At 71.4% G+C, this 23367-nt stretch carries 24 protein-coding genes and 1 pseudogene; 9 read left to right on the top strand and 16 right to left on the bottom strand.

Going from position 1 to position 23367, the window contains the following annotated elements:
* The first annotated feature begins 276 nt into the window (after positions 1-276).
* The 4 genes and pseudogenes from ABZ172_RS16295 to ABZ172_RS16280 all read left to right on the top strand — a co-directional run.
* A complete protein-coding gene (locus tag ABZ172_RS16295) occupies positions 277-945 on the top strand; it encodes a DUF4097 family beta strand repeat-containing protein (protein ID WP_356884380.1) in 669 nt (222 codons plus the stop codon).
* A gap of 27 nt (positions 946-972) precedes the next feature.
* Positions 973-1962, top strand: coding sequence for an ATP-binding cassette domain-containing protein (locus ABZ172_RS16290; protein ID WP_356884379.1), 990 nt, complete (start codon positions 973-975; stop codon positions 1960-1962).
* Positions 1959-2735, top strand: a complete 777-nt coding sequence (locus ABZ172_RS16285) for an ABC transporter permease (protein WP_356884378.1) — start codon at positions 1959-1961, stop codon at positions 2733-2735. Before ABZ172_RS16290 ends, ABZ172_RS16285 begins: the two co-directional genes overlap by 4 nt.
* Positions 2736-2741: 6 nt before the next feature.
* Positions 2742-2915: pseudogene (locus ABZ172_RS16280) on the top strand (LuxR C-terminal-related transcriptional regulator); the annotation flags it as partial.
* Positions 2916-2919: 4 nt separating this feature from the next.
* On the opposite strand, the gene ABZ172_RS16275 reads toward ABZ172_RS16280, so the two are convergent.
* Complete coding sequence (locus tag ABZ172_RS16275; RefSeq protein ID WP_356884377.1) at positions 2920-3321, bottom strand: ATP-binding protein; 402 nt, start codon at positions 3319-3321, stop codon at positions 2920-2922.
* A 152-nt stretch (positions 3322-3473) separates the two neighbouring features.
* Between ABZ172_RS16275 and ABZ172_RS16270 the strand changes: the two genes are divergently transcribed.
* Both ABZ172_RS16270 and ABZ172_RS16265 read left to right on the top strand, forming a co-directional pair.
* Positions 3474-4256 carry a helix-turn-helix transcriptional regulator gene (locus ABZ172_RS16270; protein ID WP_356884469.1) on the top strand — a complete coding sequence of 261 codons (783 nt, stop codon included), beginning with the start codon at positions 3474-3476 and terminating at the stop codon, positions 4254-4256.
* The gene (locus tag ABZ172_RS16265) at positions 4253-4438 is read left to right on the top strand and encodes a DUF397 domain-containing protein (RefSeq protein ID WP_356884376.1); all 186 of its coding nucleotides are present in this window, start codon (positions 4253-4255) and stop codon (positions 4436-4438) included. The genes ABZ172_RS16270 and ABZ172_RS16265 overlap by 4 nt, the downstream gene beginning before the upstream one ends.
* Before the next feature lie 16 nt (positions 4439-4454).
* Here the strand turns inward: ABZ172_RS16265 and ABZ172_RS16260 are convergent, their stop codons facing one another.
* From ABZ172_RS16260 to ABZ172_RS16230, 7 genes are all read right to left on the bottom strand, one after another.
* On the bottom strand, positions 4455-5423 hold the full coding sequence (locus ABZ172_RS16260) for a MarR family transcriptional regulator (protein ID WP_356884375.1): 969 nt from the start codon (positions 5421-5423) through the stop codon (positions 4455-4457).
* A gap of 447 nt (positions 5424-5870) precedes the next feature.
* Positions 5871-6866 carry a porphobilinogen synthase gene (gene hemB, locus ABZ172_RS16255; RefSeq protein ID WP_356884374.1) on the bottom strand — a complete coding sequence of 332 codons (996 nt, stop codon included), beginning with the start codon at positions 6864-6866 and terminating at the stop codon, positions 5871-5873.
* A gap of 274 nt (positions 6867-7140) precedes the next feature.
* Positions 7141-8808, bottom strand: coding sequence for a bifunctional uroporphyrinogen-III C-methyltransferase/uroporphyrinogen-III synthase (locus ABZ172_RS16250; RefSeq protein ID WP_356884373.1), 1668 nt, complete (start codon positions 8806-8808; stop codon positions 7141-7143).
* The gene (gene hemC / locus ABZ172_RS16245; protein ID WP_356884372.1) at positions 8805-9791 is read right to left on the bottom strand and encodes a hydroxymethylbilane synthase; all 987 of its coding nucleotides are present in this window, start codon (positions 9789-9791) and stop codon (positions 8805-8807) included. Before hemC ends, ABZ172_RS16250 begins: the two co-directional genes overlap by 4 nt.
* Entirely contained in the window at positions 9788-11281 is a 1494-nt protein-coding gene (locus ABZ172_RS16240; protein WP_356884371.1) for a glutamyl-tRNA reductase, read from the bottom strand. Before ABZ172_RS16240 ends, hemC begins: the two co-directional genes overlap by 4 nt.
* Positions 11278-12063, bottom strand: coding sequence for a redox-sensing transcriptional repressor Rex (locus ABZ172_RS16235; protein WP_356884370.1), 786 nt, complete (start codon positions 12061-12063; stop codon positions 11278-11280). The genes ABZ172_RS16240 and ABZ172_RS16235 overlap by 4 nt, the downstream gene beginning before the upstream one ends.
* A gap of 285 nt (positions 12064-12348) precedes the next feature.
* A complete protein-coding gene (locus ABZ172_RS16230; RefSeq protein ID WP_356884369.1) occupies positions 12349-12624 on the bottom strand; it encodes a glutaredoxin family protein in 276 nt (91 codons plus the stop codon).
* Positions 12625-12768: 144 nt separating this feature from the next.
* Between ABZ172_RS16230 and ABZ172_RS16225 the strand changes: the two genes are divergently transcribed.
* The 3 genes from ABZ172_RS16225 to ABZ172_RS16215 all read left to right on the top strand — a co-directional run bounded on the left by ABZ172_RS16225 (position 12769) and on the right by ABZ172_RS16215 (position 16328).
* Entirely contained in the window at positions 12769-13710 is a 942-nt protein-coding gene (locus ABZ172_RS16225; protein WP_356884368.1) for an HAD-IB family hydrolase, read from the top strand.
* A 435-nt stretch (positions 13711-14145) separates the two neighbouring features.
* Positions 14146-14922: an ECF subfamily RNA polymerase sigma factor, BldN family gene (locus ABZ172_RS16220; RefSeq protein WP_356884367.1), complete on the top strand. Its 777-nt coding sequence runs from the start codon at positions 14146-14148 to the stop codon at positions 14920-14922.
* 209 nt (positions 14923-15131) lie between these two features.
* Complete coding sequence (locus tag ABZ172_RS16215; protein WP_356884366.1) at positions 15132-16328, top strand: DUF5667 domain-containing protein; 1197 nt, start codon at positions 15132-15134, stop codon at positions 16326-16328.
* A gap of 87 nt (positions 16329-16415) precedes the next feature.
* On the opposite strand, the gene ABZ172_RS16210 is transcribed toward ABZ172_RS16215, so the two are convergent.
* The 8 genes from ABZ172_RS16210 to ABZ172_RS16175 all read right to left on the bottom strand — a co-directional run bounded on the left by ABZ172_RS16210 (position 16416) and on the right by ABZ172_RS16175 (position 23252).
* Positions 16416-17462 (bottom strand): lysophospholipid acyltransferase family protein, encoded by a 1047-nt coding sequence (locus ABZ172_RS16210; RefSeq protein ID WP_356884365.1) that lies wholly within the window; start codon positions 17460-17462, stop codon positions 16416-16418.
* A 16-nt stretch (positions 17463-17478) separates the two neighbouring features.
* Positions 17479-18549, bottom strand: a complete 1071-nt coding sequence (locus ABZ172_RS16205) for an NAD-dependent epimerase/dehydratase family protein (protein WP_356884468.1) — start codon at positions 18547-18549, stop codon at positions 17479-17481.
* A gap of 227 nt (positions 18550-18776) precedes the next feature.
* Positions 18777-18875 carry an AURKAIP1/COX24 domain-containing protein gene (locus ABZ172_RS16200; RefSeq protein ID WP_003948845.1) on the bottom strand — a complete coding sequence of 33 codons (99 nt, stop codon included), beginning with the start codon at positions 18873-18875 and terminating at the stop codon, positions 18777-18779.
* Positions 18876-18984: 109 nt separating this feature from the next.
* Positions 18985-19197, bottom strand: a complete 213-nt coding sequence (locus tag ABZ172_RS16195) for a helix-turn-helix domain-containing protein (protein ID WP_030124091.1) — start codon at positions 19195-19197, stop codon at positions 18985-18987.
* Between the two features lie 128 nt (positions 19198-19325).
* Positions 19326-20141, bottom strand: coding sequence for a phosphatase (locus ABZ172_RS16190; RefSeq protein ID WP_356884364.1), 816 nt, complete (start codon positions 20139-20141; stop codon positions 19326-19328).
* 77 nt (positions 20142-20218) lie between these two features.
* On the bottom strand, positions 20219-21391 hold the full coding sequence (locus ABZ172_RS16185; protein WP_356884363.1) for an acetoin utilization protein AcuC: 1173 nt from the start codon (positions 21389-21391) through the stop codon (positions 20219-20221).
* Complete coding sequence (locus ABZ172_RS16180; protein ID WP_356884362.1) at positions 21360-22562, bottom strand: MFS transporter; 1203 nt, start codon at positions 22560-22562, stop codon at positions 21360-21362. The genes ABZ172_RS16185 and ABZ172_RS16180 overlap by 32 nt, the downstream gene beginning before the upstream one ends.
* 42 nt (positions 22563-22604) lie before the next feature.
* A complete protein-coding gene (locus ABZ172_RS16175) occupies positions 22605-23252 on the bottom strand; it encodes an HAD family hydrolase (RefSeq protein ID WP_356884361.1) in 648 nt (215 codons plus the stop codon).
* Positions 23253-23367 lie beyond the last annotated feature (115 nt).

Raw genomic sequence — 23367 nt, 5'->3', positions numbered from 1 at the left:
GACACCGCTGAAGCGGTGTCACGCCCGTTCGTCGTGCGCGCGTTCCGTCCGGCGCGCGGCCGGCCGCGCGAGACCTCCGACGGAGCGTTCACTCCCACACCGTTGCAACGGACATGCAGGGGTTGTTGCATTACCCCGCAATGCCATTGCAACAAAAACACGTCACTGGCCTGCAATAGCGGGGTTTTGAAGCAACAAGCTTGTTGTCGCATCTCGGAATGCAACGTAGCGTTTCCATCAACAGAAACGCGGAAGCATCGAACCGAGGAGCGCACCATGCAGAAGTTCGACACCCCCGCCGGCGTCCGGGCCGTCCTCGACGTCGCCGCGGGGCGGATCCAGTTCATCGCCGCCGACCGCACCGACACCACGGTGGAGATCCGGCCCGCCAACCCCTCCAAGAGCCGCGACGTGAGGACGGCCGAGCAGACCGAGGTCACCTACGCCGACGGCGTCCTGCACATCAAGGCCCCCGAGGCGGAGAACCGGCTCATCGGCAACTCCGGATCCGTCGAGGTGACCGTCCGGCTTCCCGCCGGCTCCGGCGTCGAGGCCAGGTCCGGCGCCGCCGAGTTCCGAGGTGTCGGCCGGCTCGGCGACGTCGCCTTCGACGGGGGCAACGGCTCGGTCAAGCTCGACGAGGCCGCGAGTGCCCGCCTCACCGGACTCGACGCCCACATCACCGTCGGCCGGCTGAACGGCTCCGGCGACATCAGCACCCAGCGGGGCGACGTGAAGATCACCGAAGCCGTAGGCGGACAGCTCACGCTCCACACCCTGCAGGGCGACATCACCGTCGGCGCCGCCCGCGGGGTCTCCGCCTCCCTGGACGCCGGCACCCACTACGGCCGCGTCGACAACACGCTCAGGAACACCGACGGCACGCCCGGCCTGAGCATCAGGGCGACCACCTCCCAGGGCGACATCACCGCCCGCAGCCTCTGACGTCCCCGACCCCGAAGGAGCACCGGCATGACGGACCCGGCCATCTCGGCGAACGGGCTGCGCAAGTCCTACGGCGACACGAACGTCCTGGACGGCATCGACCTCGCCGTACCGCAGGGCACGGTCTTCGCCCTGCTCGGACCGAACGGCGCCGGCAAGACCACCGCCGTCAAGATCCTCTCCACCCTCGTCCCGCCCGGCCCCGATTCCGGGGAGATCCGGGTCGGCGGCCACGACCTCGCCACCGAACCGCAGGCCGTACGGGCGGCGATCGGTGTCACCGGGCAGTTCTCCGCCGTGGACGGACTGATCACCGGCGAGGAGAACATGCTCCTCATGGCCGACCTGCACCACCTGCCCAGGGCCGAGGGCCGCCGGGTCGCCGCCGAGCTCCTGGACCGCTTCGACCTCACCGACGCCGCGAGGAAGCCCGCCTCCGCCTACTCGGGCGGTATGAAGCGCCGCCTCGACATCGCCATGACCCTGGTCGGCGACCCACGCATCATCTTCCTCGACGAACCCACCACCGGCCTCGACCCCCGCAGCCGCCACACCATGTGGGGCGTCGTCCGCGAGCTCGTCGCCACCGGCGTCACCGTCTTCCTCACCACCCAGTACCTGGAGGAGGCCGACGAACTCGCCGACCGCATCGCCGTCCTCGACCACGGCACCATCGCCGCCGAGGGGACCGCCGCCGAGCTGAAACGCCTCGTCCCCGGCGGGCACGTCCGCCTCCGCTTCACCGACCCCACCGCCTACCGGCGCGCGGCCACCACGCTGACCGACGCCGCCCCCGACGACGAAGGCCTCACCCTCCGGCTCCCCAGCGACGGAAGCCAGCGCGAGCTGCGCAGCGTCCTCGACCGCCTCGACACCAGCGGCATCGAGGCCGACGAACTCACCGTCCACACCCCCGACCTCGACGACGTCTTCTTCGCCCTCACCGGCTCCACCACCGTCCCCGCCCGGACCGGCCGGAGTGCCCGGACCGGCAGACCCGAGGAGACAGTCCGATGAGCAACCTCTCCCTCGCCGTACGCGACTCCGCCACGATGCTGCGCCGCAATCTCCTGCACGCCCGCCGCTACCCGTCCCTGACGCTGAACCTGCTGCTCACACCGGTCATGCTCCTGCTGCTCTTCGTCTACATCTTCGGCGACACCATGAGCGGGGGCGCGGGTCGCTCCGCGTACATCGCCTACCTCGTCCCCGGCATCCTGCTGATGACGATCGGCTCCACCACGATCGGCACCGCCGTCTCCGTCTCCACCGACACCGACGAGGGCATCATCGCCCGCTTCCGCACCATGGCCGTCCACCGGAGCTCCATCCTGTTCGGGCACGTCGTCGGCAGCGTCCTGAAGACGCTCGTCAGCGTGGTCCTCGTCGGCGCGATCGGCGTCGCCATGGGCTTCCGCTCCACCGACGCCGGCGTCCTGGAATGGCTGGCGGCGTTCGGCCTGCTCGCCCTCTTCGCCCTCGCCTTCACCTGGATCGCGGTGGGCATGGGCCTGGGCAGCCCCAACGCCGAGGCGGCCGGCAACAACGCCATGCCGCTCATCCTGCTGCCGCTCGTCTCCAGCGCCTTCGTCCCGCTGGAGTCCATGCCCGGCTGGTTCCGGCCGATCGCCGCGTACCAGCCCTTCACCCCCGCCATCGAGACCCTGCGCGGCCTGCTCCTCGGCACGCACATCGGCAACAACGGGTGGATCGCCCTGGCCTGGTGCCTCGGCCTCACCGTCCTCGGCCACCGCTGGTCGACGGCGCAGTTCGGCAGGGAGCCGAAGTAGCCCGCGCTGGAGACCCTGCGCCTCATCGCGGAGGACCTCTCCAGCAACGAGATCGCCGCGTCCCTCGTGATCAGCCGGGAGACGGTCACGACCCTCGTCTCCCGCATCCGCACCGAGCTCGGCCTCCGCGACCGCGTGCGGGCGATCGTCCACACCTACCGCCAGGGCCTGGTGTCCTGAACCGTCAGGCCTTCGTGAACGTGCACCACACGAACTTCCCCGGGTCACGCTCCCCCACGCCCCACCGATCGGCGAGCGCGTCGACGAGCAGCAGCCCACGCCCCGACTCACCGTCCGGCCGCCGCACCGCAGGCACCCCGCCCCCGCTGTCGTGCACCTCCACGGACAGCGCGCATCCCTCCGCCTCCAGCCTCAGCCGGACCAGATACCCGCGCCCCGGCGGCACCCCGTGCAGCAACGCGTTGGTCGCCAGCTCGCTCACGCACACCAGCACGTCGTCGAGCCGCGCCCCGAACCCCCAGTCGGTCACGGCCTCGCGCGTGAACTCCCGTACCGCAGCGACCGAGCAGCGTTCACGCCGGCAGAAGCGCTCACGGAACAGCGAGAGTGGCATCGTCTCGTTCATGGGACGAGTGTCACTCTCTGTGCCTATCGTTCAGCAGTAGGTGAGCACGTACAGATCTCTTGTACGGGTCGCCGATGTGTGACGTACGCACCAGGGCGGGGAGGCCGCACCGTATGCACCCCAGGAATCGGCAGCGCAGGAACGCGTCCGCCATGAAGCTCGTCGGCAAGCTGGTCGGCCTGTTCCGCGCCACGGCGGACCTGACCCAGGCCCAACTCGCGGACCGGGCGGCCGTACAGGTGGAGACGATCGCCTCCATCGAACAGGGCCGCCGCACACTGCTCCCCGACCTCGCCCGGCGCCTGGACGCGCTGCTGGACACGAAGGGGGCGCTGGAGACGGCCGTGGACAACATGCCGGAGGTGGACCTGATCCCGGCGTGGGCGGAGCAGTACATGGATCTGGAGCGGGAGGCGTTGGCGCTGTCCTGGTACGACAGCCAGGTCATCCCGGGCCTGCTCCAGACGGAGGCGTACGCGAAGGCCGTCTTCCGTAACCGGGTTCCCGCGTTCGGCCAGGACGAGATCGAGGCTCAAGTCGCCGCCCGTCTCGATCGACAGGCAATTCTGCGACGGGAGACTCCTCCGACGATCAGCATGGTGGTCTGGGAAGCGGCACTCCTGCTGCGCCTCCTCCCGGAACAGGACCACATCGACCAACTCCGGCACCTGCGCCGCTGCGCTGACCTTCCAGGCGTCTGCCTCCAGATCCTGCCCCTCAACAGCAGGAGCCACGCGGGCCTCAATGGCCCGTTCACCCTGCTGGAGACCCCCGACCACCAGTACGTCGCATACTCCGAAACTCAGCGGGGGAGCCAGCTGGTTTCCGACCAGAATGAGGTCAGCATCCTGTCGCAGAAGTATGCGATGCTGCGAGCTCAGGCACACAGCCCCGAAGGCACCCTGGGCATGCTGGACCGTCTGCTGGGAGAATGATGAGCACCACATTGCACTGGTTCAAGTCCAGTTACAGCGGTGACGAGGGCGGCCAGTGCCTCGAAGTCGCCACGCACCCCACCGCCGTCCACGTCCGCGACTCCAAGAACCCCGAAGGCCCCACCTTCACCGTCGCTCCCACCGCCTGGTCGGCCTTCGCCGCGTTCGCGGCCGGCAGCTGACCGGACGGGCAGGCGTTCAGGGCGCTTTGAGCAGATCGCGAAGCCCGGCGACGTAGGTACGCACGTCCCGTTCGGCGGGCAGTTCTGCCGTGTCCTCCGGCGCACCCCGACCGGGCTCCCGACAGGCACGGCAGAGGCCACCGGGCAGCGCCTCCGCGCGACCGGGCACACCGCACTTGGTGCACTCCATCATCACCCGTCGGACCGGCGTACCGGGCGCGGGCGGGACCGGCGCGGTGGGCGCCTGGGGCGGGATCTTGTCCGTGAGGCGGCGGCGGACGAGGCCGACCGGTGAGCCGACCCCGGCGGGAAGCCCGGCGACAAGCGCCCGGACGAGGTAGTCGGCATCCACTCCACGCGTGAACCACTCGGCGGCCAACGGCTCCAGGACCGCACAGTCGGCGGCGGAGAGCGCCAGCCGGGCATCAACGCGGCCGAGCTGCGCCAAGGCCGCGTACGCGGGTGAGTGTCCTTCGGGGACGGGCTCCCGCTCCCGCGCCCTCTGCTCGGGCACGATCGGGACTGCGGCAGGGGCAACAGGGGCAACGACCTCCACGGGCCCGGGCGCGGCCGCACGCTGGACCTCGGCAGCCATCAGTGCGCCCCACCACTCGTTGTCGCGGGCCGTGCGGGACCAGAACGTGCGGAAGACCCAGCGCACTTGGCCGCCCTCACCGGTCACCAGGCAGCGCACACGGCGCAGATACCCGGCGACGGACAGGGCTTTGAGGGCCGAACCGACCGCCTGCTGACCGTAGAGCGGCAACTGCTTCGCCAGCCCCTTGACGTCCATCGCCGCGCCCTCGGGAAGCCGGTCGACGAACCCGGCGATGTTCCGCTCCCGCAGCGGCAGCAGCATGAAGTCTTCGGCGCGACGCGGCTGTTGGTCCGGCGCGGATCGCTTGCCGTAGCCGGGACTGGCCATCGGATACGGGCGCGAGGGGGCGGGGGCGCTCGGGGCGGAGCTAAGGTGCTGGATAGCCACGGGATCGCTCTTTCGATCTTGCGGTGAGACCCCGGCCTGGTGTTGCTAGCACCGCGTCGGGGTCGTTCTGTTTTCCGCACCGTAAGCAGTCGCCACACTCCGCTGCAAGTCGGTCACGATTAGTCATACTTGCTGGCCGTGACGGGGCGGGGAGGTCGGGGAGGTTGACCCGAACCCTCTTCTCCCTACCGGGTAGAAGAAGGCTCTCGAATCCCGAAGCCCGCATCTCGCCGCCCGAGTCCCGAAGCTCAAGCACCGGGCCCGCGCTACCAGAAACGTCCCCCGGGAGAGTGACCACGCCCCACCCGACGCCCGCCCCTCGGACCCTGGCGCTCGGAGCCCGAGCTTCGAGCACCGGTTTCACGCCGCCGCGTCCGTGACAGCCGGAAGCGGGCCACGACCTGTCGTGACCCGCCTCCAGAACCCTTTCAGGCCCCTGCCGGGCCGTCAGCGCCCGAGCTTCTGCGCGACCTCCGTCGCCCAGTACGTCAGGATCATCCGCGCACCCGCGCGCCGGATGCCCGTCAGGCTCTCCAGGATCGCCGCGTCCCGGTCGATCCAGCCCTTCTCCGCGGCGGCCTCGATCATCGCGTACTCACCGCTGATCTGGTACGCCGCGACCGGCACGTCCACCGCGTCGGCGACCTTGGCGAGGATGTCCAGGTAGGGCCCGGCGGGCTTGACCATGACCATGTCGGCGCCCTCCGCCAGGTCCAGCGCCAGCTCCCGCAGCGACTCCCGGGTGTTCGCCGGGTCCTGCTGGTACGTCTTGCGGTCGCCCTTCAGCGAGGAGCCCACCGCCTCGCGGAACGGACCGTAGAAGGCCGAGGAGTACTTCGCGGTGTAGGCGAGGATCGACACGTCCTCGTGGCCCGTCTGGTCCAGCGCGTCGCGGACCACCCCGACCTGGCCGTCCATCATGCCGCTGGGGCCCACCACGTGCGCGCCCGCGTCCGCCTGCACCTGGGCCATCTCGGCGTACCGCTCCAGGGTGGCGTCGTTGTCGACCCGCCCGTCCTCGGTCAGCACCCCGCAGTGGCCGTGGTCGGTGTACTCGTCCAGACAGAGGTCGGACATGACCACGAGGTCGTCACCGACCTCCTCCCGCACCGCCCGCAGACCGGCCTGGAGGATGCCGTCCGGGTCGGTGCCCGCCGTGCCCCGGCCGTCCTTCTTCTCGTCCAGCGGGACGCCGAAGAGCATGATCCCCGAGACACCGGCCGCGACGGCGTCGACGGCGGCCTTCCGCAGCGTGTCCAGGGTGTGCTGCTGGACACCCGGCATCGCCGAGATGGCGACCGGGGCGTCGATCCCCTCGCGCACGAACGCGGGCAGGATCAGGTTCGCCGGGTCGAGCCGGGTCTCGGCGACCATGCGCCGCATGACGGGGGTCGTCCGCAGCCGGCGGGGCCGCGAGCCGGGGAAGTTTCCGTATTCGGTCATCCTTCGAGACTAGACCCGTACACATCACCGGTTTACCGACAGCACAGCCGGAAAAAGCGGGGCCAGGGCCGCCCCGCCACGGCGCCGGACGGAAATCACGTCGACAGGGCCCCCGGGCGCCCGGCAGAGTACCCGCCCGTGACGAGCAGCGAACTGTGGGACCACGCGACCGCCTACCGCCAGGTGCCCGACGAACAGGTCGAGTGCGCGGGTACGCGAAGGGCCCGGCCGCTCCGGGAAGGAGCGGCCGGGCCCGTACACCCGTGGTGGAACCTCAGGTGGTCGTCCGGCGACGCCGCGCACCGGGGCGCCGCTCGCTCGGCCGGGTCACCGGGTCGCCGGCCTCCTTCGCCGCGTCCCGGCGCTGCGCACCGAAGTCCGCCAGCGCCTGGGCCAGCTTGTGGACCGACGGCTCCGGGGACAGGACGTCCACCCGCAGACCGTGCTCCTCCGCGGTCTTCGCGGTGGCCGGGCCGATGCACGCGATCACCGTCACGTTGTGCGGCTTGCCCGCGATACCGACCAGGTTGCGGACCGTCGAGGAGGAGGTGAAGAGCACCGCGTCGAACCCGCCGCCCTTGATCGCCTCCCGGGTCTCGGCCGGCGGCGGCGAGGCGCGGACCGTGCGGTACGCGGTGACGTCGTCGACCTCCCAGCCCAGCTCGATGAGCCCGGCCACCAGGGTCTCCGTGGCGATGTCCGCACGCGGCAGGAACACCCGGTCGATCGGGTCGAAGACCGGGTCGTACGGCGGCCAGTCCTCCAGCAGCCCGGCGGCGGACTGCTCACCCGACGGCATCAGGTCCGGCTTCACACCGAAGTCGACCAGGGCCGCCCCGGTCTGCTCGCCGACGGCCGCGACCTTGATCCCGGCGAAGGCACGCGCGTCGAGCCCGTACTCCTCGAACTTCTCCCGCACCGCCTTCACCGCGTTCACCGAGGTGAAGGCGATCCACTCGTAGCGGCCGGTGACCAGGCCCTTGACCGCCCGCTCCATCTGCTGGGGCGTGCGCGGCGGCTCGACGGCGATCGTCGGGACCTCGTGCGGCACCGCGCCGTAGGAACGCAGCTGGTCGGAGAGCGACGCCGCCTGCTCCTTCGTGCGCGGCACGAGCACCTTCCAGCCGAACAGCGGCTTGGACTCGAACCACGCGAGCTGGTCGCGCTGCGCGGCGGAACTGCGCTCCCCGACCACGGCTATGACGGGCAGGTGCCCCTCCGGCGACGGCAGCACCTTGGCCTGCTTCAGGACCTGGGCGATCGTCCCCAGGGTCGCCGTCCAGGTGCGCTGACGCGTCGTCGTACCGGCGATCGTGACCGTGAGCGGGGTGTCGGGCTTCCGCCCGGCCGCGACCAGCTCACCGGCGGCCGCGGCGACCGAGTCGAGGGACGCCGACACCACGGCCGTCGCGTCGCTCGCGCCGACCTCGGACCAGCAGCGGTCCGACGCCGTCCGCGCGTCGACGAACCGCACGTCGGCGCCCTGCGCGTCCCGCAGCGGCACACCGGCGTACGCGGGCACACCGACCGCGTTCGCGATGCCGGGCACGACCTCGAAGGGCACGCCCGCGGCGGCGCAGGCGAGCATCTCCGCGCCCGTGTCACCGTCCAGGCCGGGGTCGCCGGTGACGGCGCGCACCACCCGCCTGCCGCCCTTCGCTGCCTCCATGACAAGATTGGCGGCGTCCCTGAGGACGGGCACTCCCGCGGGTGTTGACGCGGTGTCAACAACCGTCATCTCAGGCGTGCTCACCCCTGCCCGCGCATGGCAGCGGACGACGTCGAGGACGTCCGGCTCCGCGACAAGGACGTCCGCGCTCGCAAGCGCCTCGACGGCGCGCAGAGTCAGCAGTCCGGGGTCGCCGGGACCGGCGCCGAGGAACGTGACGTGCCCTGAGGACAGGACAGGGAAGTCGGATACGACAGGGCCGGTGGGGCTCAAAGTGCTCGCTCCCCCATAAGACCGGCCGCACCCTTGGCGAGCATCTCGGCCGCGAGCTCGCGACCGAGGGCCGCCGCGTCGTCGTGCGACGTGGGGACGGGACCGGTGATGGACAGCTGCACCAGGGAAGTGCCGTCGGTTGAACCGACGACACCGCGCAGGCGCAGTTCGTTGACAACCTGCCCGTCCGCCAGGAAATCGGCCAGCGCACCCACAGGTGCGGAACAGCCGGCCTCCAGGGCGTTGAGCAGGGCACGCTCGGCGGTCACGGCGATCCGGGTGTACGGGTCGTCGAGCTCGGCGAGCGCTGCGGCGAGGTCCGCGCTGCTTTCAGCGCATTCCACCGCCAGTGCTCCCTGGCCGGGAGCGGGCAGGACGGTGTCGACCGGCAGGAAGTCGGTGACCTCGTCCGTACGTCCGATGCGGCTGAGCCCGGCGGCGGCCAGTACCACCGCGTCCAGCTCCCCGCTCCGTACAAAACCGATGCGCGTATCGATGTTGCCGCGGATCGCGACGGTCTCTATCTCAAGACCGTGCGAGCGGGCGTACGCGTTGAGCTGCGCCATGCGGCGCGGCGAACCGGTGCCGACACGGGCACCGGGCGGAAGCTGCTCGAAGGTCAGCCCGTCCCGCGCCACCAGTACGTCGCGCGCGTCCTCACGCTGCGGCACGGCGGCGAGGACGAGGCCCTCGGGCTGCGTGGTCGGCAGGTCCTTCAGCGAGTGGACGGCGAAGTCCACCTCGCCGCGCAGCAGCGCCTCGCGCAGGGCGACGACGAACACACCGGTCCCGCCGATCTGCGCCAGGTGCTCCCGGGAGACGTCCCCGTACGTGGTGATCTCCACGAGCTCGACGGCGCGCCCGGTCACCTCGCGGACCGCGTCGGCCACCATGCCGGACTGCGCCATGGCGAGTTTGCTGCGCCGGGTGCCTAGCCGGAGGGGTGGGGAGCTCGCCCCGCCCAGGGGTGGGTTGTCGGTCATGACCGCCCTCGATTCGGGTCGTTCAGGTCTGCCCGTGAGACGGCGGCCACCGTCTGCGGGTCGAGGTCGAAGAGTTCCCGCAGCGCATCGGCGTACCCGGCGCCGCCGGGCTCGCTCGCGAGCTGCTTGACCCGCACGGTGGGCGCGTGCAGGAGTTTGTCGACGACGCGGCGCACGGTCTGGGTGATCTCGGCGCGCTGCTTCTCGTCCAGGTCGGGGAGGCGTCCGTCGAGCCGCGCGATCTCGCCGGCCACCACATCAGCGGCCATGGTGCGCAGGGCGACGACGGTCGGGGTGATGTGCGCGGCGCGCTGCGCCGCCCCGAAGGCGGCGACCTCGTCGGCGACGATGGTGCGCACCTGGTCCACATCGGCGGCCATCGGAGCGTCCGCGGACGCCTCGGCGAGCGACTCGATGTCGACGAGGCGCACACCGGCGACCCGGTGGGCCGCTCCGTCGATGTCACGCGGCATCGCGAGGTCGAGCAGGTGGAGCCGGACGGGACCGCCGACGGCCGGCCGCACGGGCACCCGGCGCAGCGCCCGGTCCGGTGCGGCAGCGGTGGCGGAACCGTTCTCCACCCACGCCGCGTGCCGGTCGAGCTCCTCGGACCGGGGGACGGCCGGGGCCTCGGGCGCCACCGCCGCGGAGTCGAAGTCGGCGCCGAGCGCGGCGGCGACGGCCTCGGCGGTCAGCACCAGGCCGGTCGCGCCGGTACAGGACACGACGACGTCGGCACGTGTCAGTTCGTCGGCGACCCCGGTCATCTCGACGGCGCGCACCGTCGGGACACCGGCCAGGCCGAGGATCTCCACGAGCCGGTCGGCCCGGGCCCGGGTCCGGTTGGCCACCGCGATCTCGGCGACGCCCGCACGGGCCAGGGTGGCGGCGGCGAGCGAGGACATCGAGCCCGCGCCGATCACCAGGGCACGCTTGCCGGCCGCCCATCCGGCGACCTCGGCGCCGTCGGCCAGCTGCTCCAGACCGAAGGTGACCAGCGACTGCCCGGCCCGGTCGATCCCGGTCTCGCTGTGCGCGCGCTTCCCGACCCGCAGGGCCTGCTGGAAGAGGTCGTTCAGCAGCCGTCCCGCCGTGTGGAGCTCCTGCCCCACCGCGAGCGCGTCCTTGATCTGGCCGAGGATCTGGCCCTCGCCGACCACCATGGAGTCCAGCCCGCAGGCCACCGAGAAGAGGTGGTGGACGGCCCGGTCCTCGTAGTGCACATAAAGATAGGGAGTGAGCTCGTCCAGCCCGACCCCGCTGTGCCGGGCGAGCAGGGTGGACAGCTCGGCGACGCCCGCGTGGAACTTGTCCACGTCGGCGTACAGCTCGATGCGGTTGCAGGTGGCCAGGACGGTGGCCTCGGTCGCGGGCTCCGCGGCGAGGGTGTCCTGAAGCAGCTTCGTACGGGCGTCGGCCGCCAGAGCCGCCCGCTCCAGCACGGAGACGGGGGCACTGCGGTGGCTCAGACCCACGACCAGGAGACTCATGCCGGCATCACGGCGGGCATGTCCCCGTCAGGTCCCTTCCGGCCGACGGGGGTCGCGCGCACCGGCGGCGCCTCGTCGGTGCCGGGGTCCGGGGCGGCCCTGCCGTCGGCGGCGGCCTCCTCGCCGGCCTTGCGCTGCTCGTGGAAGGCGAGGATCTGCAGCTCGATCGAGAGGTCGACCTTGCGCACGTCGACGCCGTCGGGCACCGAGAGCACCGTCGGGGCGAAGTTCAGGATGGAGGTGACCCCCGCGGCGACGAGCCGGTCGCAGACCTGCTGCGCCGCACCGGGCGGGGTGGTGATGACACCGATGGACACACCGTTGTCACTGATGATCCGGTCCAGGTCGTCGGTGTGCTGGACGGCGATCCCGGCCACCGGCGTGCCCGCCATCGCGGGATCGGCGTCGATCAGGGCCGCGACCCGGAACCCGCGCGAGGCGAAACCGCCGTAGTTGGCGAGGGCCGCACCGAGGTTGCCGATGCCGACGATCGCGACCGGCCAGTCCTGGGTGAGCCCCAGCTCGCGGGAGATCTGGTAGACGAGGTACTCGACGTCGTAGCCGACACCCCGCGTGCCGTAGGAACCCAGGTAGCTGAAGTCCTTGCGCAGCTTGGCGGAGTTGACCCCCGCCGCCGCGGCGAGCTCCTCGGAGGAGACCGTCGGGACCGAGCGCTCGGAGAGCGCCGTCAGTGCGCGGAGATACAGCGGAAGCCGGGCGACGGTGGCCTCGGGAATTCCTCGGCTACGGGTCGCCGGTCGGTGAGTTCGGCCAGTTGCCACGGTGCTCCTGCGGGACGAGCGGGGCTGCAGGCGGCCGTCTGTCCCAGGACCGCCCCGTCGACTGAAGGCTATGTCTTTGTGAACGCGTGCACAAAGATTGTGTCCGTTTTGTCTGGTCAAAGTGACCGGGGTCACGCACATCGCCCGCGCCGTCCCGGAACCGGGGACGCCGTCAGTCCGTTGCAGGCCCGAAGGGGGCAAGACGGTACACACTCCTCATGTCCACGCCCCCGAGACCACTCAAAACGCCCATGATGTTAACCGGGATTCGCCGCGGAAGCCCCCTCACGTACGCAGGGCCGTGCGCAGCCGCGCCGGGTCCACCCGCCAGAAGGTGTGCTGCTCTCCGTCGATCAGGACCACCGGGACCTGCTCCCAGTACTCCCGGTGCAGCGCCTCGTCCCGGGTGATGTCCTGCTCCACCCAGGACGCCCCGGTCTCCTCGCAGACCGCGCTCACCACCCGCCGCGCGTCGTCGCAGAGATGGCACCCGGGCTTCCCCACGAGGGTCACCACCCGGTCCGCGGACTTCTTCTTCGCACGACGCAGCAGAGCACTCATACCTTCATTCTGCGCCTCCCGCCGGACCCGGACGAGCCCGGCGGGTGAGCGGGATCACCCGTTTAACGCCCCGGTTCCGGAGAGTTCACGCCGCCGCATCCCGCCGGGTCGGGAAGAGGCCGACCGAATGGCTATGCTCACGACATGGCCGCTCTTGGATGGCTCACTCCCCGCAGGCGCCCCGCCACGGCACGCAGCGTGCTCGCCGGCGAGGCCGCAGCCGAGGCCGCGCGGAAGTCGGCCCTGCCGACCGGCGCCGAAGAGCTGCCCGCCGCCCCCGAGGAGGCCGGGGAACCCGTGTTCCCGGTGGCCGGGGACACCCGGGCCGCCGCCTTCTTCGACCTCGACAACACCGTGATGCAGGGCGCCGCGCTCTTCCACTTCGGCCGCGGCCTGTACAAACGGAAGTTCTTCCAGCGCCGCGAACTCACCCGGTTCGCCTGGCAGCAGACCTGGTTCAGGCTGGCCGGCGTCGAGGATCCGGAACACATGCAGGACGCCCGCGACAGCGCCCTGTCGATCGTCAAGGGCCACCGCGTCTCCGAGCTGATGTCGATCGGCGAGGAGATCTACGACGAGTACATGGCCGACCGCATCTGGCCCGGCACCCGCGCCCTGGCCCAGGCCCACCTCGACGCGGGCCAGAAGGTGTGGCTGGTCACCGCCGCCCCGGTGGAGACCGCCACGATCATCGCCCGCCGCCTCGGCCTCACCGGCGCCCTGGGCACCGTCGCCGAGTCGGTCGACGGCGTGTACACGGGCCGCCTGGTCGGCGAACCCCTGCACGGCCCGGCGAAGGCCGAGGCGGTACGCGCGCTGGCGGCGGCCGAGGGCCTGGACCTGGAGCGCTGCGCGGCGTACAGCGACTCGCACAACGACATCCCGATGCTGTCCCTGGTCGGGCACCCGTACGCGATCAACCCGGACTCCAAACTCCGCAAGCACGCCCGCTCGCTGGACTGGCGGCTGCGCGACTACCGCACCGGGCGCAAGGCGGCCAAGGTCGGCATCCCGGCCGCGGCCGGCGTCGGCGCCCTGGCCGGGGGCACGGCCGCGGCCGTCGCCCTCCACCGCCGCCGCCGCTGACCCCCGGCTCCGACTCCGGCCCCGGCTCCGGTCCGTGACCCGCGCACGGCGCGCCCCGGGGGCTCCGCACGGCGGGCCCCCCCGGGGTCCCGGCAGGTGCGCGGCGGCGCGCCCGGAGACGTACACCCAATCGAGAGCGGAACACCGGGCGGTACACCCATCGCTCCGGCCAGTCGCGTTGCGTTCCGACGACCACAACCCGTCGCCACCACAAGCAGATCTCGAAGCTAATCGATCAATAAGTGGTCACGATGTGCCACTTGATCCGTCACTTAGAGGTTATGGAAGCGACGTAACCGGTGATTTGAGCAACTGGGTGTAGCACCGCCTGTACGAAGCGTTATTCTCCTCAGACGCACAAGGAGCCCGCCACCCGCTACCACGAGTGACGGTTTTCGAACTGCACGTGATGGAAGCTCTGCCTCTGGGAGTCCCGTGTACCCACACGTCGGGGTTGACACCTCGGGCCTGGCTACGCTCCGCGCAACGGTCCTCGACCTCTTGCGCGGTTTCGTCCCCACCGCGTACGCCGTCCCCCAATTTGCCACCCCAGTACCTGCCGGCCCTTGCTACGCCCTGGCCGAACGAGGTGCGGCCGTCGGAAGACGCACCAGCCGCGCCGCCACGACCACGCCTGCCGTCCGCCGGCCGACAGCCGACAGCGACAGCGCGCGCATGATGGATCTCGTCGAGCGCGCGCAGGCCGGTGAGGCCGAGGCCTTCGGCCGCCTGTACGACCAGTACAGCGACACCGTGTACCGGTACATCTACTACCGCGTGGGAGGCAAGGCGACGGCGGAGGACCTCACCAGCGAGACGTTCCTGCGCGCGCTCCGCCGCATCTCCACCTTCACCTGGCAGGGCCGGGACTTCGGTGCCTGGCTGGTCACGATCGCCCGGAACCTGGTCGCCGACCACTTCAAATCCAGTCGTTTCCGGCTGGAAGTGACCACCGGCGAAATGCTCGACGCCAACGAGGTCGCGCGGAGCCCGGAGGACTCCGTCCTGGAGTCCCTCTCCAACGCCGCGCTCCTGCAAGCCGTACGCCGGCTGAACCCCCAGCAGCAGGAGTGTGTGACGCTGCGGTTCCTGCAGGGCCTCTCGGTCGCCGAGACCGCCCGTGTCATGGGAAAGAACGAGGGCGCGATCAAAACCTTGCAGTACCGAGCCGTACGGACGCTCGCACGACTCCTGCCGGACGACGCACGCTGACGTCACCATCTGTGACGTGCTCGTGACACACCGATCGGATCATCCTCCGTCCGTAACCCAACTGCCGCGCCACTCGTTGTGCCGGATGCAGGCCCCCTGTCGCCTCACCTGACCGTTTCCACTCGCTCGATCGTGTGGAAACGCCTCGGGTGGGCAACCTTCCGGACCCTCAGGGGAGTCGACCGTCATGACGAGAGGAGGTGCCGCCAGTGATCCCAAACGTTTCGGCACACCGGCGGGCGAACGCCTTCGCCCAGGCCCTGGAGGAGCAGTCCCCCAAGGGTGCGGCGGCCGTACAGCCCGAGGACCCGGCCGAACCGGCCGACCACGGAGAGCTGTTGGCCCTGGCGAACGGCCTCGGCGAGCTACCCGAGCCGGAATTCGATCCGGACGTCAAAGTGGTGCAGCGGGCCCAGCTCGTCGCCGCCATGGAGACGATGTTCGCCGAAGGTGGTGCGTCCACGGGCCCTACCGTGCCCGAACAACGGAACAAGGGGACCCACCGGGCCTCCCCGATCCGGAGGCTGCGCCCCCGCTCCCGCTGGGCCAAGGGCCTCACCGCGGGCGGGCTCACGGTCGGTGTCGCCGCGGGAGCGTTCGGCGGGGTGGCCGCTGCCAGTTCCGACGCCCTGCCCGGTGACTCCCTCTACCCGCTCAAGCGGGGCATGGAGGACATCAGCCGCGGCATGGCCGGCAACGACGCCGACCGGGGCGAGGCCTACCTCGACCAGGCGTCGACCCGCCTCAGCGAGGCCCGCAGGCTGATGGAGCGCGGCCGCTCCGGCCCGATGGACCATGAGTCGATCAGCGAGGTCAGACGCACCCTCGACGGCATGACGCACGACGCCACCGAGGGCCACCGCCTGCTCCACACCGCCTACGAGCGGGACGGCGCCATCGGGCCCATCCAGACGCTGGACTCCTTCTCCCGCTCGCACCGCGCGACCTGGAGCACCCTCCGCGACCGGCTGCCCGTCCAGCTCGCCGACATCGGGGACAAGGTCAGCTCCGTCTTCGAGGCCATGGACCAGGAGGTCGCCCCCCTGAAGTCCCTGCTGCCCCGCACACCGGGCACGGAGACGGGCGCACCGCCGGCCGGCTCCCCCGAGAAGGACCGGGGTTCCTCCTCCAGGGACCGCGAGACCCCCGACTCCTCCACCTCCCCGGACGGCAAGGCCTCGGACGACTCCTCCCCGAAGCCCTCCCGCTCCGACAGCAGCCCGGCGGACGGACTGCTCGACGGCGGCACGGACGGACTGCTGGACGACCTCCCGACGGACGGCACCACCCCGTCCTCCCCGGGCGGCCCCTCCGGCTCGTCCCCCGCGCCGGACGTCACGCTGCCACCGCTGCTCCCGGGCCTGCTGCCCGGCCTGGGCATCGACAGCCAGGACGCCGACCGCTGACGGATGCGGGGGCGGCCCCGTTCCGGACCGCCCCCGCCTCGTCACGTCGCACGGCCCCGCCCGTGCGCTCTCCGGACCCGTGCGTCCTCAGAAGAAGACCGACCGGCGCTGCACCAGCAGCTTGTAGAGCGTGTGCTGGATCTGCTCCCGCACCTGGTCCGTCAGGTTGAACATCAGCATCGGGTCCTCCGCCGCCTCCGGCGGGTAGCCGTCCGTGGGGATCGGCTCCCCGAACTGGATCGTCCACTTCGTCGGCAGCGGCACCGCGCCGAGCGGTCCCAGCCACGGGAACGTCGGTGTGATCGGGAAGTACGGGACGCCCAGGACACGCGCCAGCGTCTTGGAGTTGCCGATCATCGGGTAGATCTCCTCCGCCCCGACGATCGAGCACGGCACGATCGGCACCCCGGCCCGCAGGGCCGTCGACACGAACCCGCCCCGCCCGAACCGCTGGAGCTTGTACCGCTCGCCGAACGGCTTCCCGATGCCCTTGAAGCCCTCCGGCATCACCCCGACGACCTCACCGCCGCGCAGCAGCCGTTCCGCGTCCTCCGCGCACGCGAGGGTGTGCCCGGCCTTCCGGGCCAGCTCGTTGACCACGGGGAGCATGAAGACGAGGTCGGCCGCGAGGAGCCGCAGGTGCCGCTCGGCCGGGTGGTTGTCGTGCACCGCGACCTGGAGCATCAGCCCGTCCAGCGGCAGCGTCCCGGAGTGGTTGGCCACGATGAGCGCCCCGCCGTCGGACGGGATGTTCTCGATGCCCTTCACCTCGACCCGGAAGTACTTGTCCGCGAGCGGGCGGAGCATCGACATGAGGACCTGGTCGGTCAGCTCCTTGTCGTAGCCGAACTCGTCGACCTCGTAATCGCCCGTCAGCCGGCGCCGCAGGAACGCGAGCCCTCCCGCGATCCGCCGGTCCCAGCCGCTCCCGGGGCCCTCACCGTCGTCCTGGAAGGCGCCGGCGGCCCCGTCGGCTCCCTCCGGCACCTGACCGCCCGGCAGGGCGCTCACGGGCGCGGAACCGGCCGGCGCCTGCGCGTGCACCCGGCCACCGCCCGGGAGCGGGCCTCTGCGCCGCCCCGCGCCGGAGCGCGAGCGGTCGTCGTCGAAGGGAATGACCTTGGCGTCCGCCATCGTCGGTCGCGCTCCTCTACCTGGCGCCGTGCGTCGAATGTGTGCTGTCCGGCCGTGTCCCGCCGAGCGGCAGCTCGGCCAGTCTCTCGACCGCTCTGTCCACCCGCTCGGGAGGCAGCAGCCCCGGCCCCGTGCTCCGCGCGAACTCCGCGAAGGTCTCGGCCGTGGTGAACCGGGGCCGGAACCCCAGCGTCTCGCGCATCTGCACCGTCGAGACGACCCGGCCGTGGGTGAGCAACCTGATCTGCTCCGGCGCGAAGTCCGTCATGCCGATCGTACGGAGCGCCGTCCCCACCCAGGTGACGGCCGGCAGCAGCACCGGCACCGTCGGCCGCCCCAGCCGCCGCGCGCACTGCGACAGCAGCAGCACGCCGTCGCCGGCGATGTTGAAGGTGCCGCTGTTCAAAGTGCCGCGCCGGGGTTCGCCGGCGGCGATCTCCAGGACGTCGACGACGTCGTCCTCGTGGACGAACTGCAGCCGGGGGTCGTACCCGAGGACCGTCGGCAGGACCGGCAGCGTCAGGTAGTCGGCGAGCGGCGAGTCCGGTTCGGGTCCCAGGATGTTCGCGAACCTCAGCACGCACACCGCCACGTCCGGCCGGCGGCGGGCGAACCCGCGGACGTACCCCTCGACCTCCACCGCGTCCTTGGCGAACCCGCCGCTGGGCAGCGACTTGGGCGACGTGGTCTCGGTGAAGACCGCGGGGTCGCGGGGCGCGGAGCCGTACACGTTCGTACTCGACTTGACCACGAGACGCCGGACCGACGGGGACTTCTGGCAGGCGCCGAGCAGCTGCATCGTGCCGATGACGTTGGTCTCCTTCACCGCCGTCCGGCCGCCCGCGCCCAGGGCCTTCGCCGAGACGTCCAGATGGACGACCGTGTCGACGGAGTGCTCGGCGAGGACCCGGGCGATGGCCGACTGCCGGATGTCCGCCAGGACGAACTCCGCGTCGCCCAGCCGGTGCCCGGGCGTGACCGCGTCCAGGGCGATCACCCGGTCCACCCCGGGGTCGCGCTGGATACGCCGCACGAAGCGGCCGCCCAGCTGCCGGGCGGCGCCTGTGACGAGCACGATCTTCCCCAAGATCAGCGCCTTCCGTCGATCGTTCACCGAACGGGGTCTTCCCCTGGCGTCACCGTAGTCGCTGGACGCTGCCCTGTGACGACCCCGGGCGGGCTTTACCGGACCGAGGGGCCGAATACCACCGGACCGCCGCACGCGGCCGCGGCCCCGGAACCGCCCCCGGAACGCGCGGAGGCCCTCCCGCCGAAACCGGCGGGAGGGCCTCCGAACTCACGAACCGCGTTCGCCTACTTCTTGTTGCGACGCTGAACGCGCGTGCGCTTGAGCAGCTTGCGGTGCTTCTTCTTGGCCATCCGCTTGCGCCGCTTCTTGATAACAGAGCCCACGACTACCCTCGCTCACTTCTCTTCACTGGTGCGGGGCGTCTGGGCCCACACGACCTACGTCGGCCTAGCCTACCCGCCACCGCGTGAGGGGCGTAATCCGCAGGCGGCCTCAGGCCGACTCCACCCCCACGAACGACTCGCGGAGGTACTCGTGCACCGCTTGCTCCGGGACCCGGAAGGACCTTCCCACCCTGATCGCCGGCAGATGACCGCTGTGCACCAAGCGGTACACGGTCATCTTCGACACCCTCATGACCGAGGCGACTTCCGCCACGGTCAGAAACCTGACCTCGTTGAGAGGCCTCTCACTGTCAGCAGCCATGACCCACCTGTACCTTCCGCACGAGACGCGCACCGGCTTCCCCTCCGGTGACTCTTCGTCGTTGTGCGCTCACTCCCCAGATTAGGGGCGGGTGATGCGAGTGGGGAAGAGGTGAGGTGATCGGCCGCCTATCGTGACAGACCGGCCCGATCCAGCACATACCGCACGAGGGGCCGGTAGTGGTCCGGCCGCACCCCGTCGTCGAGCGGGACGGTGACGGACACCCGCCCCTCCGCCTCCCCCACGAACAGCGCCGGGTCGTCCGTGTCCGCCAGCCCGATGGCCTCGACACCCAGCTGACCTGCACCGCAGACCCATCCGTGGTCCCCGACCACCAGCTCCGGCAGCAGCCCCCCGGCCTTCACCGCACCCTCCAGAGCGGCCCGCACCGGCAGCGGTGAGTGGGTGTGCGCGCCGGTCGCACTCCCGGGCATCCGCACGCCCGGTTCACGCACCAGCGCGACACCTCGTACGTAGTCGAGGCTGAACGTGCGTACGCCGAATCGGGTCGCTATGTCGACACAACGGCCCTGCGCCGGGGTGAGGACCGCACAGCCCGCCGCCGACACGGCGTCTGCCAGACCGGCGTAGAAGCCGAGCAGCCGGTCCGGATGCCCCGTGCCGAACAGCACCGGGGCCCGTCGCTCCACGGCCCCCGCGAGGCACCCCGCGAACGCGTCCAGGGCGCTCAGGGTCCGCTCGGGATCGATCACGTCCGGACCCGACACATGACCGGGATCGTCCGACACCCCGCACCTGTCGGCCATCAGCCGCAGCAGGTCGCGCTCACCCCAGGCACGGTCCGGATCGAGTCCGAGCAGCACACGGGGATCCCTCGCCGCGAACAGCCGGTAACTCCGCAGGCTGGTCTCCCGGGACGTGGCCACCGGCCCCGCGAGCCGGGCCGCCAGCAGATGAGCGCGCAGCGCTCCGGTGCTCAACACCCTCCCGATGCTCCCGCACCCGCGCGCACCGCGGGGCCGGAACCCGGACTCCGCCCCACCGTTGGCGTAACCCCGCCTCAGGCCAGCAGACCCCGCAGCGGGAACGCCGACCGGCGGGTCGCCAGCACCGCCTGGTCCAGCCGGTCCGCGGGGTCGTACCCGTCCTCCCACGGCTTCCACGACGGCGTACGGCCGTCGGTCATCCGGGCCGGGCCCACCTGCCCCGTACGGGCGTACACCTCGTCCCGCCAGGACGCCGGGACGACCGACTCCGGGTCCACCGGCGCGTGGGCGGCGATCCCCACGAGATGCGTCCAGGAGCGCGGCACCACGTCCACCACCGCGTATCCGCCCCCGCCCAGCGCCACCCACCGTCCGTCCTCGGCCCAGGCGTGGGCCAGGTCGTGACAGGCCGACATGACGGCACGCTGGGCGTCCAGGGACACCGCGAGGTGCGCCAGCGGGTCCTCGACGTGCGTGTCGGCCCCGTGCTGGGTCACCAGCACCTGCGGCCGGAAGTCCTCCAGCAGCTCCGGCACCACCGCGTGGAACGCCCGCAGCCACCCCGCGTCGCCCGTGCCCGCCGGCAGCGCCACGTTCACGGCCCCGCCCTCCCCCGGCCCCGCTCCGGTCTCCTCCGGCCAGCCGGACTGCGGGAACAGCGTGCGCGGGTGCTCGTGCAACGACACCGTGAGGACCCGCGGGTCCTCCCAGAACGCCGCCTGCACCCCGTCCCCGTGGTGGACGTCCACATCGACGTACGCCACCCGTTCCGCACCGAGCTCCAGGAGCCGCGCGATGGCGAGAGCCGGGTCGTTGTACACGCAGAACCCCGAGGCGGCCCCCGGCATCGCGTGGTGCAGCCCTCCGGTGAAGTTCACCGCATGGCGGCTCTCCCCGCGCCACACCGCCTCCGCGGCCCCCACCGAGAGCCCGGCGATCAGCGCGGACGCCTCGTGCATCCCCGCGAAGGCGGGGTCGTCGACCGTGCCGAGCCCGTACGCACCGTCCGCGGCCCCCGGATCCGCGGACGCGGCCCGCACGGCCGCCACGTAGTCCTCACGGTGCACGAGCCGCAGGGTCGAGTCACCGGCCGCCTTGGCGGACCGCACGTCCACCGCCCCGTCCAGACCGAACGCCCGCACCAGGCCCCTCGTCAGGGCGAGTCTGACCGGGTCCATGGGGTGACCCGCCCCGAAGTCGTATCCGGTTACTGCCTCATCCCACATCAGCTGCGCGCGCCGGCTCATGCCCGCCACCGTATCGGGCGGGTTCCGCACCGAACGACCGGGCGTACACGAGCGTGGCCAGGACCAGCACCATGGGCACGAGCATCGCGCCGCGGTAGCTCCACGCGTCCCCGAGCGCCCCCACGAGCGGCGAACCCACCAGGAAACCGACGTAGTTGAAGACGTTCAGCCGGGCCACGGCCACATCGCTGGCCCCGGGGAACATCCGCCCCGCGGCGGCGAAGGTCTGCGGCACGATCACACAGAGGCCCAGCCCGAGCAGGGTGAAGCCGAGCATGCCCCACCAGGCCCCCGGAGCCACCGCCACCCCCGCGAACCCGACGGCCGCCAGCACGCTCCCGCCCCGCACCACGGCGATCGCCCCGAACCGGCGCACCCCGAGATCGCCGACCGCCCGCCCCAGCAGCGTCGTCACCATGTAGACGTTGTACGGAACCGTCGCCAGCTGCTCCGAGCCGCCCAGCACGTCCTGGAGGTACTTCGCACTCCAGTTGGAGACCGTCGAGTCCCCGATGTACGCGAACGACATCACCAGGCAGAGGGGCAGCAGCAGCCTGAACGGCACGGATCCGCCCCGCTCCTGACCGTCCGCCGCCCGTGCCCCGGCCGCCTGCCCCTCCGCGTACCACCGGCTGCCGACCAGCGCCGCGGGCAGCAGCACCGCCACCGCCGGCAGGTAGGACAGCAGCAGCGACAGGTCCCAGTGCGCCCCGGCCCACGCCATCGACGCCCCGGCGATACCGCCCAGGCTGTACGCGGCGTGGAAACCGAGCATGATGCTGCGCCCGTACGCCCGTTGGAGGCTCACGCCCACCATGTTCATCGACGCGTCCAGCGCCCCGACCGCCAGTCCGAAGACCCCGAGCGCGACGGCGGCCTGCCAGAGCTCCGTGCCGGCACCGACACCGAGCAGGGCCAGCATCACCACCGGCTGCGCCCACCTGAGCACGACACCGGGCCGCACCCGCGCGACCACCTTCTCGGTGACCACGCTGGCGGCCCCCGCCAGGACGGGAACGGCCGCCAGGAAGGCGGGCAGCAGCCCGTCGGATATCCCGTACCGGTCCTGGACGGCCGGGATGCGCGTCACGAGCAGGGCGAAGGTGACGCCTTGCACCAGGAAGCTCAGAGCGAGCGAGGCTCTGCCGTACCGCAACCGCGCGTCCGTCATGGCGGCGAGCGTAGAGCCCGGACCCGCCGCTGGGTAGACGGATCAGGCGAGGAGTCCGGGCAGCTGCCTCATGTCGGAGAAGTGCCCCGTGACGCCGCTCAGCCGGTCCGCCGGCATCATCGAGGTGAACCCGTACACGTCCATCCCGGCGGCCCGGGCGGCCTCGACGCCGAGCGGGCTGTCCTCGATCACGACGCACCGCCCGGGGGCGACGCCCATCCGGTCGGCGGCATGGAGGAACAGGTCGGGAGCCGGCTTTCCCCGCCCGACGTCCTGGGAGCTGAACACCCACTCCTCCTCGAACCACTGGTCGATGCCGGTGTTGAGGTGCCCCGCCGTGATCTTCTGGTGGCTCCCGGACGAGGCGACGCAGTACGCGACGCCGTCGGCGACGAGCGAGCCCAGGAAGTCGTCGACCCCCTCGACGGCGGCCAGCCGCTCGTGCTGGAACGCGGTGAGGGTGCGCCGGTGGAGCTCCTCGTCGAAGTCGTCGGGGAGCTTCTCGCCGGTCCGCTGCTCCACGAGATCGTGGACCCGGTGGATCGCGGCCCCCATGTAGTCGCGGAGGGACTCCTCGTACGAGGTGGGGTGGCCGAGCTCGGTGAGGTAGGCGGCCAGGACGGTGTTGGAGATCGGCTCACTGTCGACGAGCACGCCGTCGTTGTCGAAGATGACCAGTTCGTAGCGCATGGTCCGACCCTAGACGCTCAGAACGCAGAAAAGCCCCGTGCCACAAGGGCACGGGGCTTTCCCGGAATAATTGTTCGGCGGCGTCCTACTCTCCCACAGGGTCCCCCCTGCAGTA

The sequence above is a fragment of the Streptomyces sp. NPDC006296 genome (assembly GCF_040613235.1).
Classification (GTDB): Bacteria; Actinomycetota; Actinomycetes; order Streptomycetales; family Streptomycetaceae; genus Streptomyces.
This window is presented reverse-complemented; position numbering and strand designations above follow the sequence as displayed.

What these genes read in the sequence shown, in the direction of transcription:
- ABZ172_RS16295 (WP_356884380.1), top strand. Translation starts at nt 277, where the DNA reads ATGCAGAAGTTCGACACCCCCGCCGGCGTCCGGGCCGTCCTCGACGTC.
- ABZ172_RS16290 (WP_356884379.1), top strand. Translation starts at nt 973, where the DNA reads ATGACGGACCCGGCCATCTCGGCGAACGGGCTGCGCAAGTCCTACGGC.
- ABZ172_RS16285 (WP_356884378.1), top strand. Translation starts at nt 1,959, where the DNA reads ATGAGCAACCTCTCCCTCGCCGTACGCGACTCCGCCACGATGCTGCGC.
- ABZ172_RS16275 (WP_356884377.1), bottom strand. Translation starts at nt 3,321, where the DNA reads ATGAACGAGACGATGCCACTCTCGCTGTTCCGTGAGCGCTTCTGCCGG.
- ABZ172_RS16270 (WP_356884469.1), top strand. Translation starts at nt 3,474, where the DNA reads ATGAAGCTCGTCGGCAAGCTGGTCGGCCTGTTCCGCGCCACGGCGGAC.
- ABZ172_RS16265 (WP_356884376.1), top strand. Translation starts at nt 4,253, where the DNA reads ATGATGAGCACCACATTGCACTGGTTCAAGTCCAGTTACAGCGGTGAC.
- hemB (WP_356884374.1), bottom strand. Translation starts at nt 6,866, where the DNA reads ATGACCGAATACGGAAACTTCCCCGGCTCGCGGCCCCGCCGGCTGCGG.
- hemC (WP_356884372.1), bottom strand. Translation starts at nt 9,791, where the DNA reads ATGACCGACAACCCACCCCTGGGCGGGGCGAGCTCCCCACCCCTCCGG.
- ABZ172_RS16240 (WP_356884371.1), bottom strand. Translation starts at nt 11,281, where the DNA reads ATGAGTCTCCTGGTCGTGGGTCTGAGCCACCGCAGTGCCCCCGTCTCC.
- ABZ172_RS16230 (WP_356884369.1), bottom strand. Translation starts at nt 12,624, where the DNA reads ATGAGTGCTCTGCTGCGTCGTGCGAAGAAGAAGTCCGCGGACCGGGTG.
- ABZ172_RS16225 (WP_356884368.1), top strand. Translation starts at nt 12,769, where the DNA reads ATGGCCGCTCTTGGATGGCTCACTCCCCGCAGGCGCCCCGCCACGGCA.
- ABZ172_RS16210 (WP_356884365.1), bottom strand. Translation starts at nt 17,462, where the DNA reads ATGGCGGACGCCAAGGTCATTCCCTTCGACGACGACCGCTCGCGCTCC.
- ABZ172_RS16195 (WP_030124091.1), bottom strand. Translation starts at nt 19,197, where the DNA reads ATGGCTGCTGACAGTGAGAGGCCTCTCAACGAGGTCAGGTTTCTGACC.
- ABZ172_RS16185 (WP_356884363.1), bottom strand. Translation starts at nt 21,391, where the DNA reads ATGAGCCGGCGCGCGCAGCTGATGTGGGATGAGGCAGTAACCGGATAC.
- ABZ172_RS16180 (WP_356884362.1), bottom strand. Translation starts at nt 22,562, where the DNA reads ATGACGGACGCGCGGTTGCGGTACGGCAGAGCCTCGCTCGCTCTGAGC.
- ABZ172_RS16175 (WP_356884361.1), bottom strand. Translation starts at nt 23,252, where the DNA reads ATGCGCTACGAACTGGTCATCTTCGACAACGACGGCGTGCTCGTCGAC.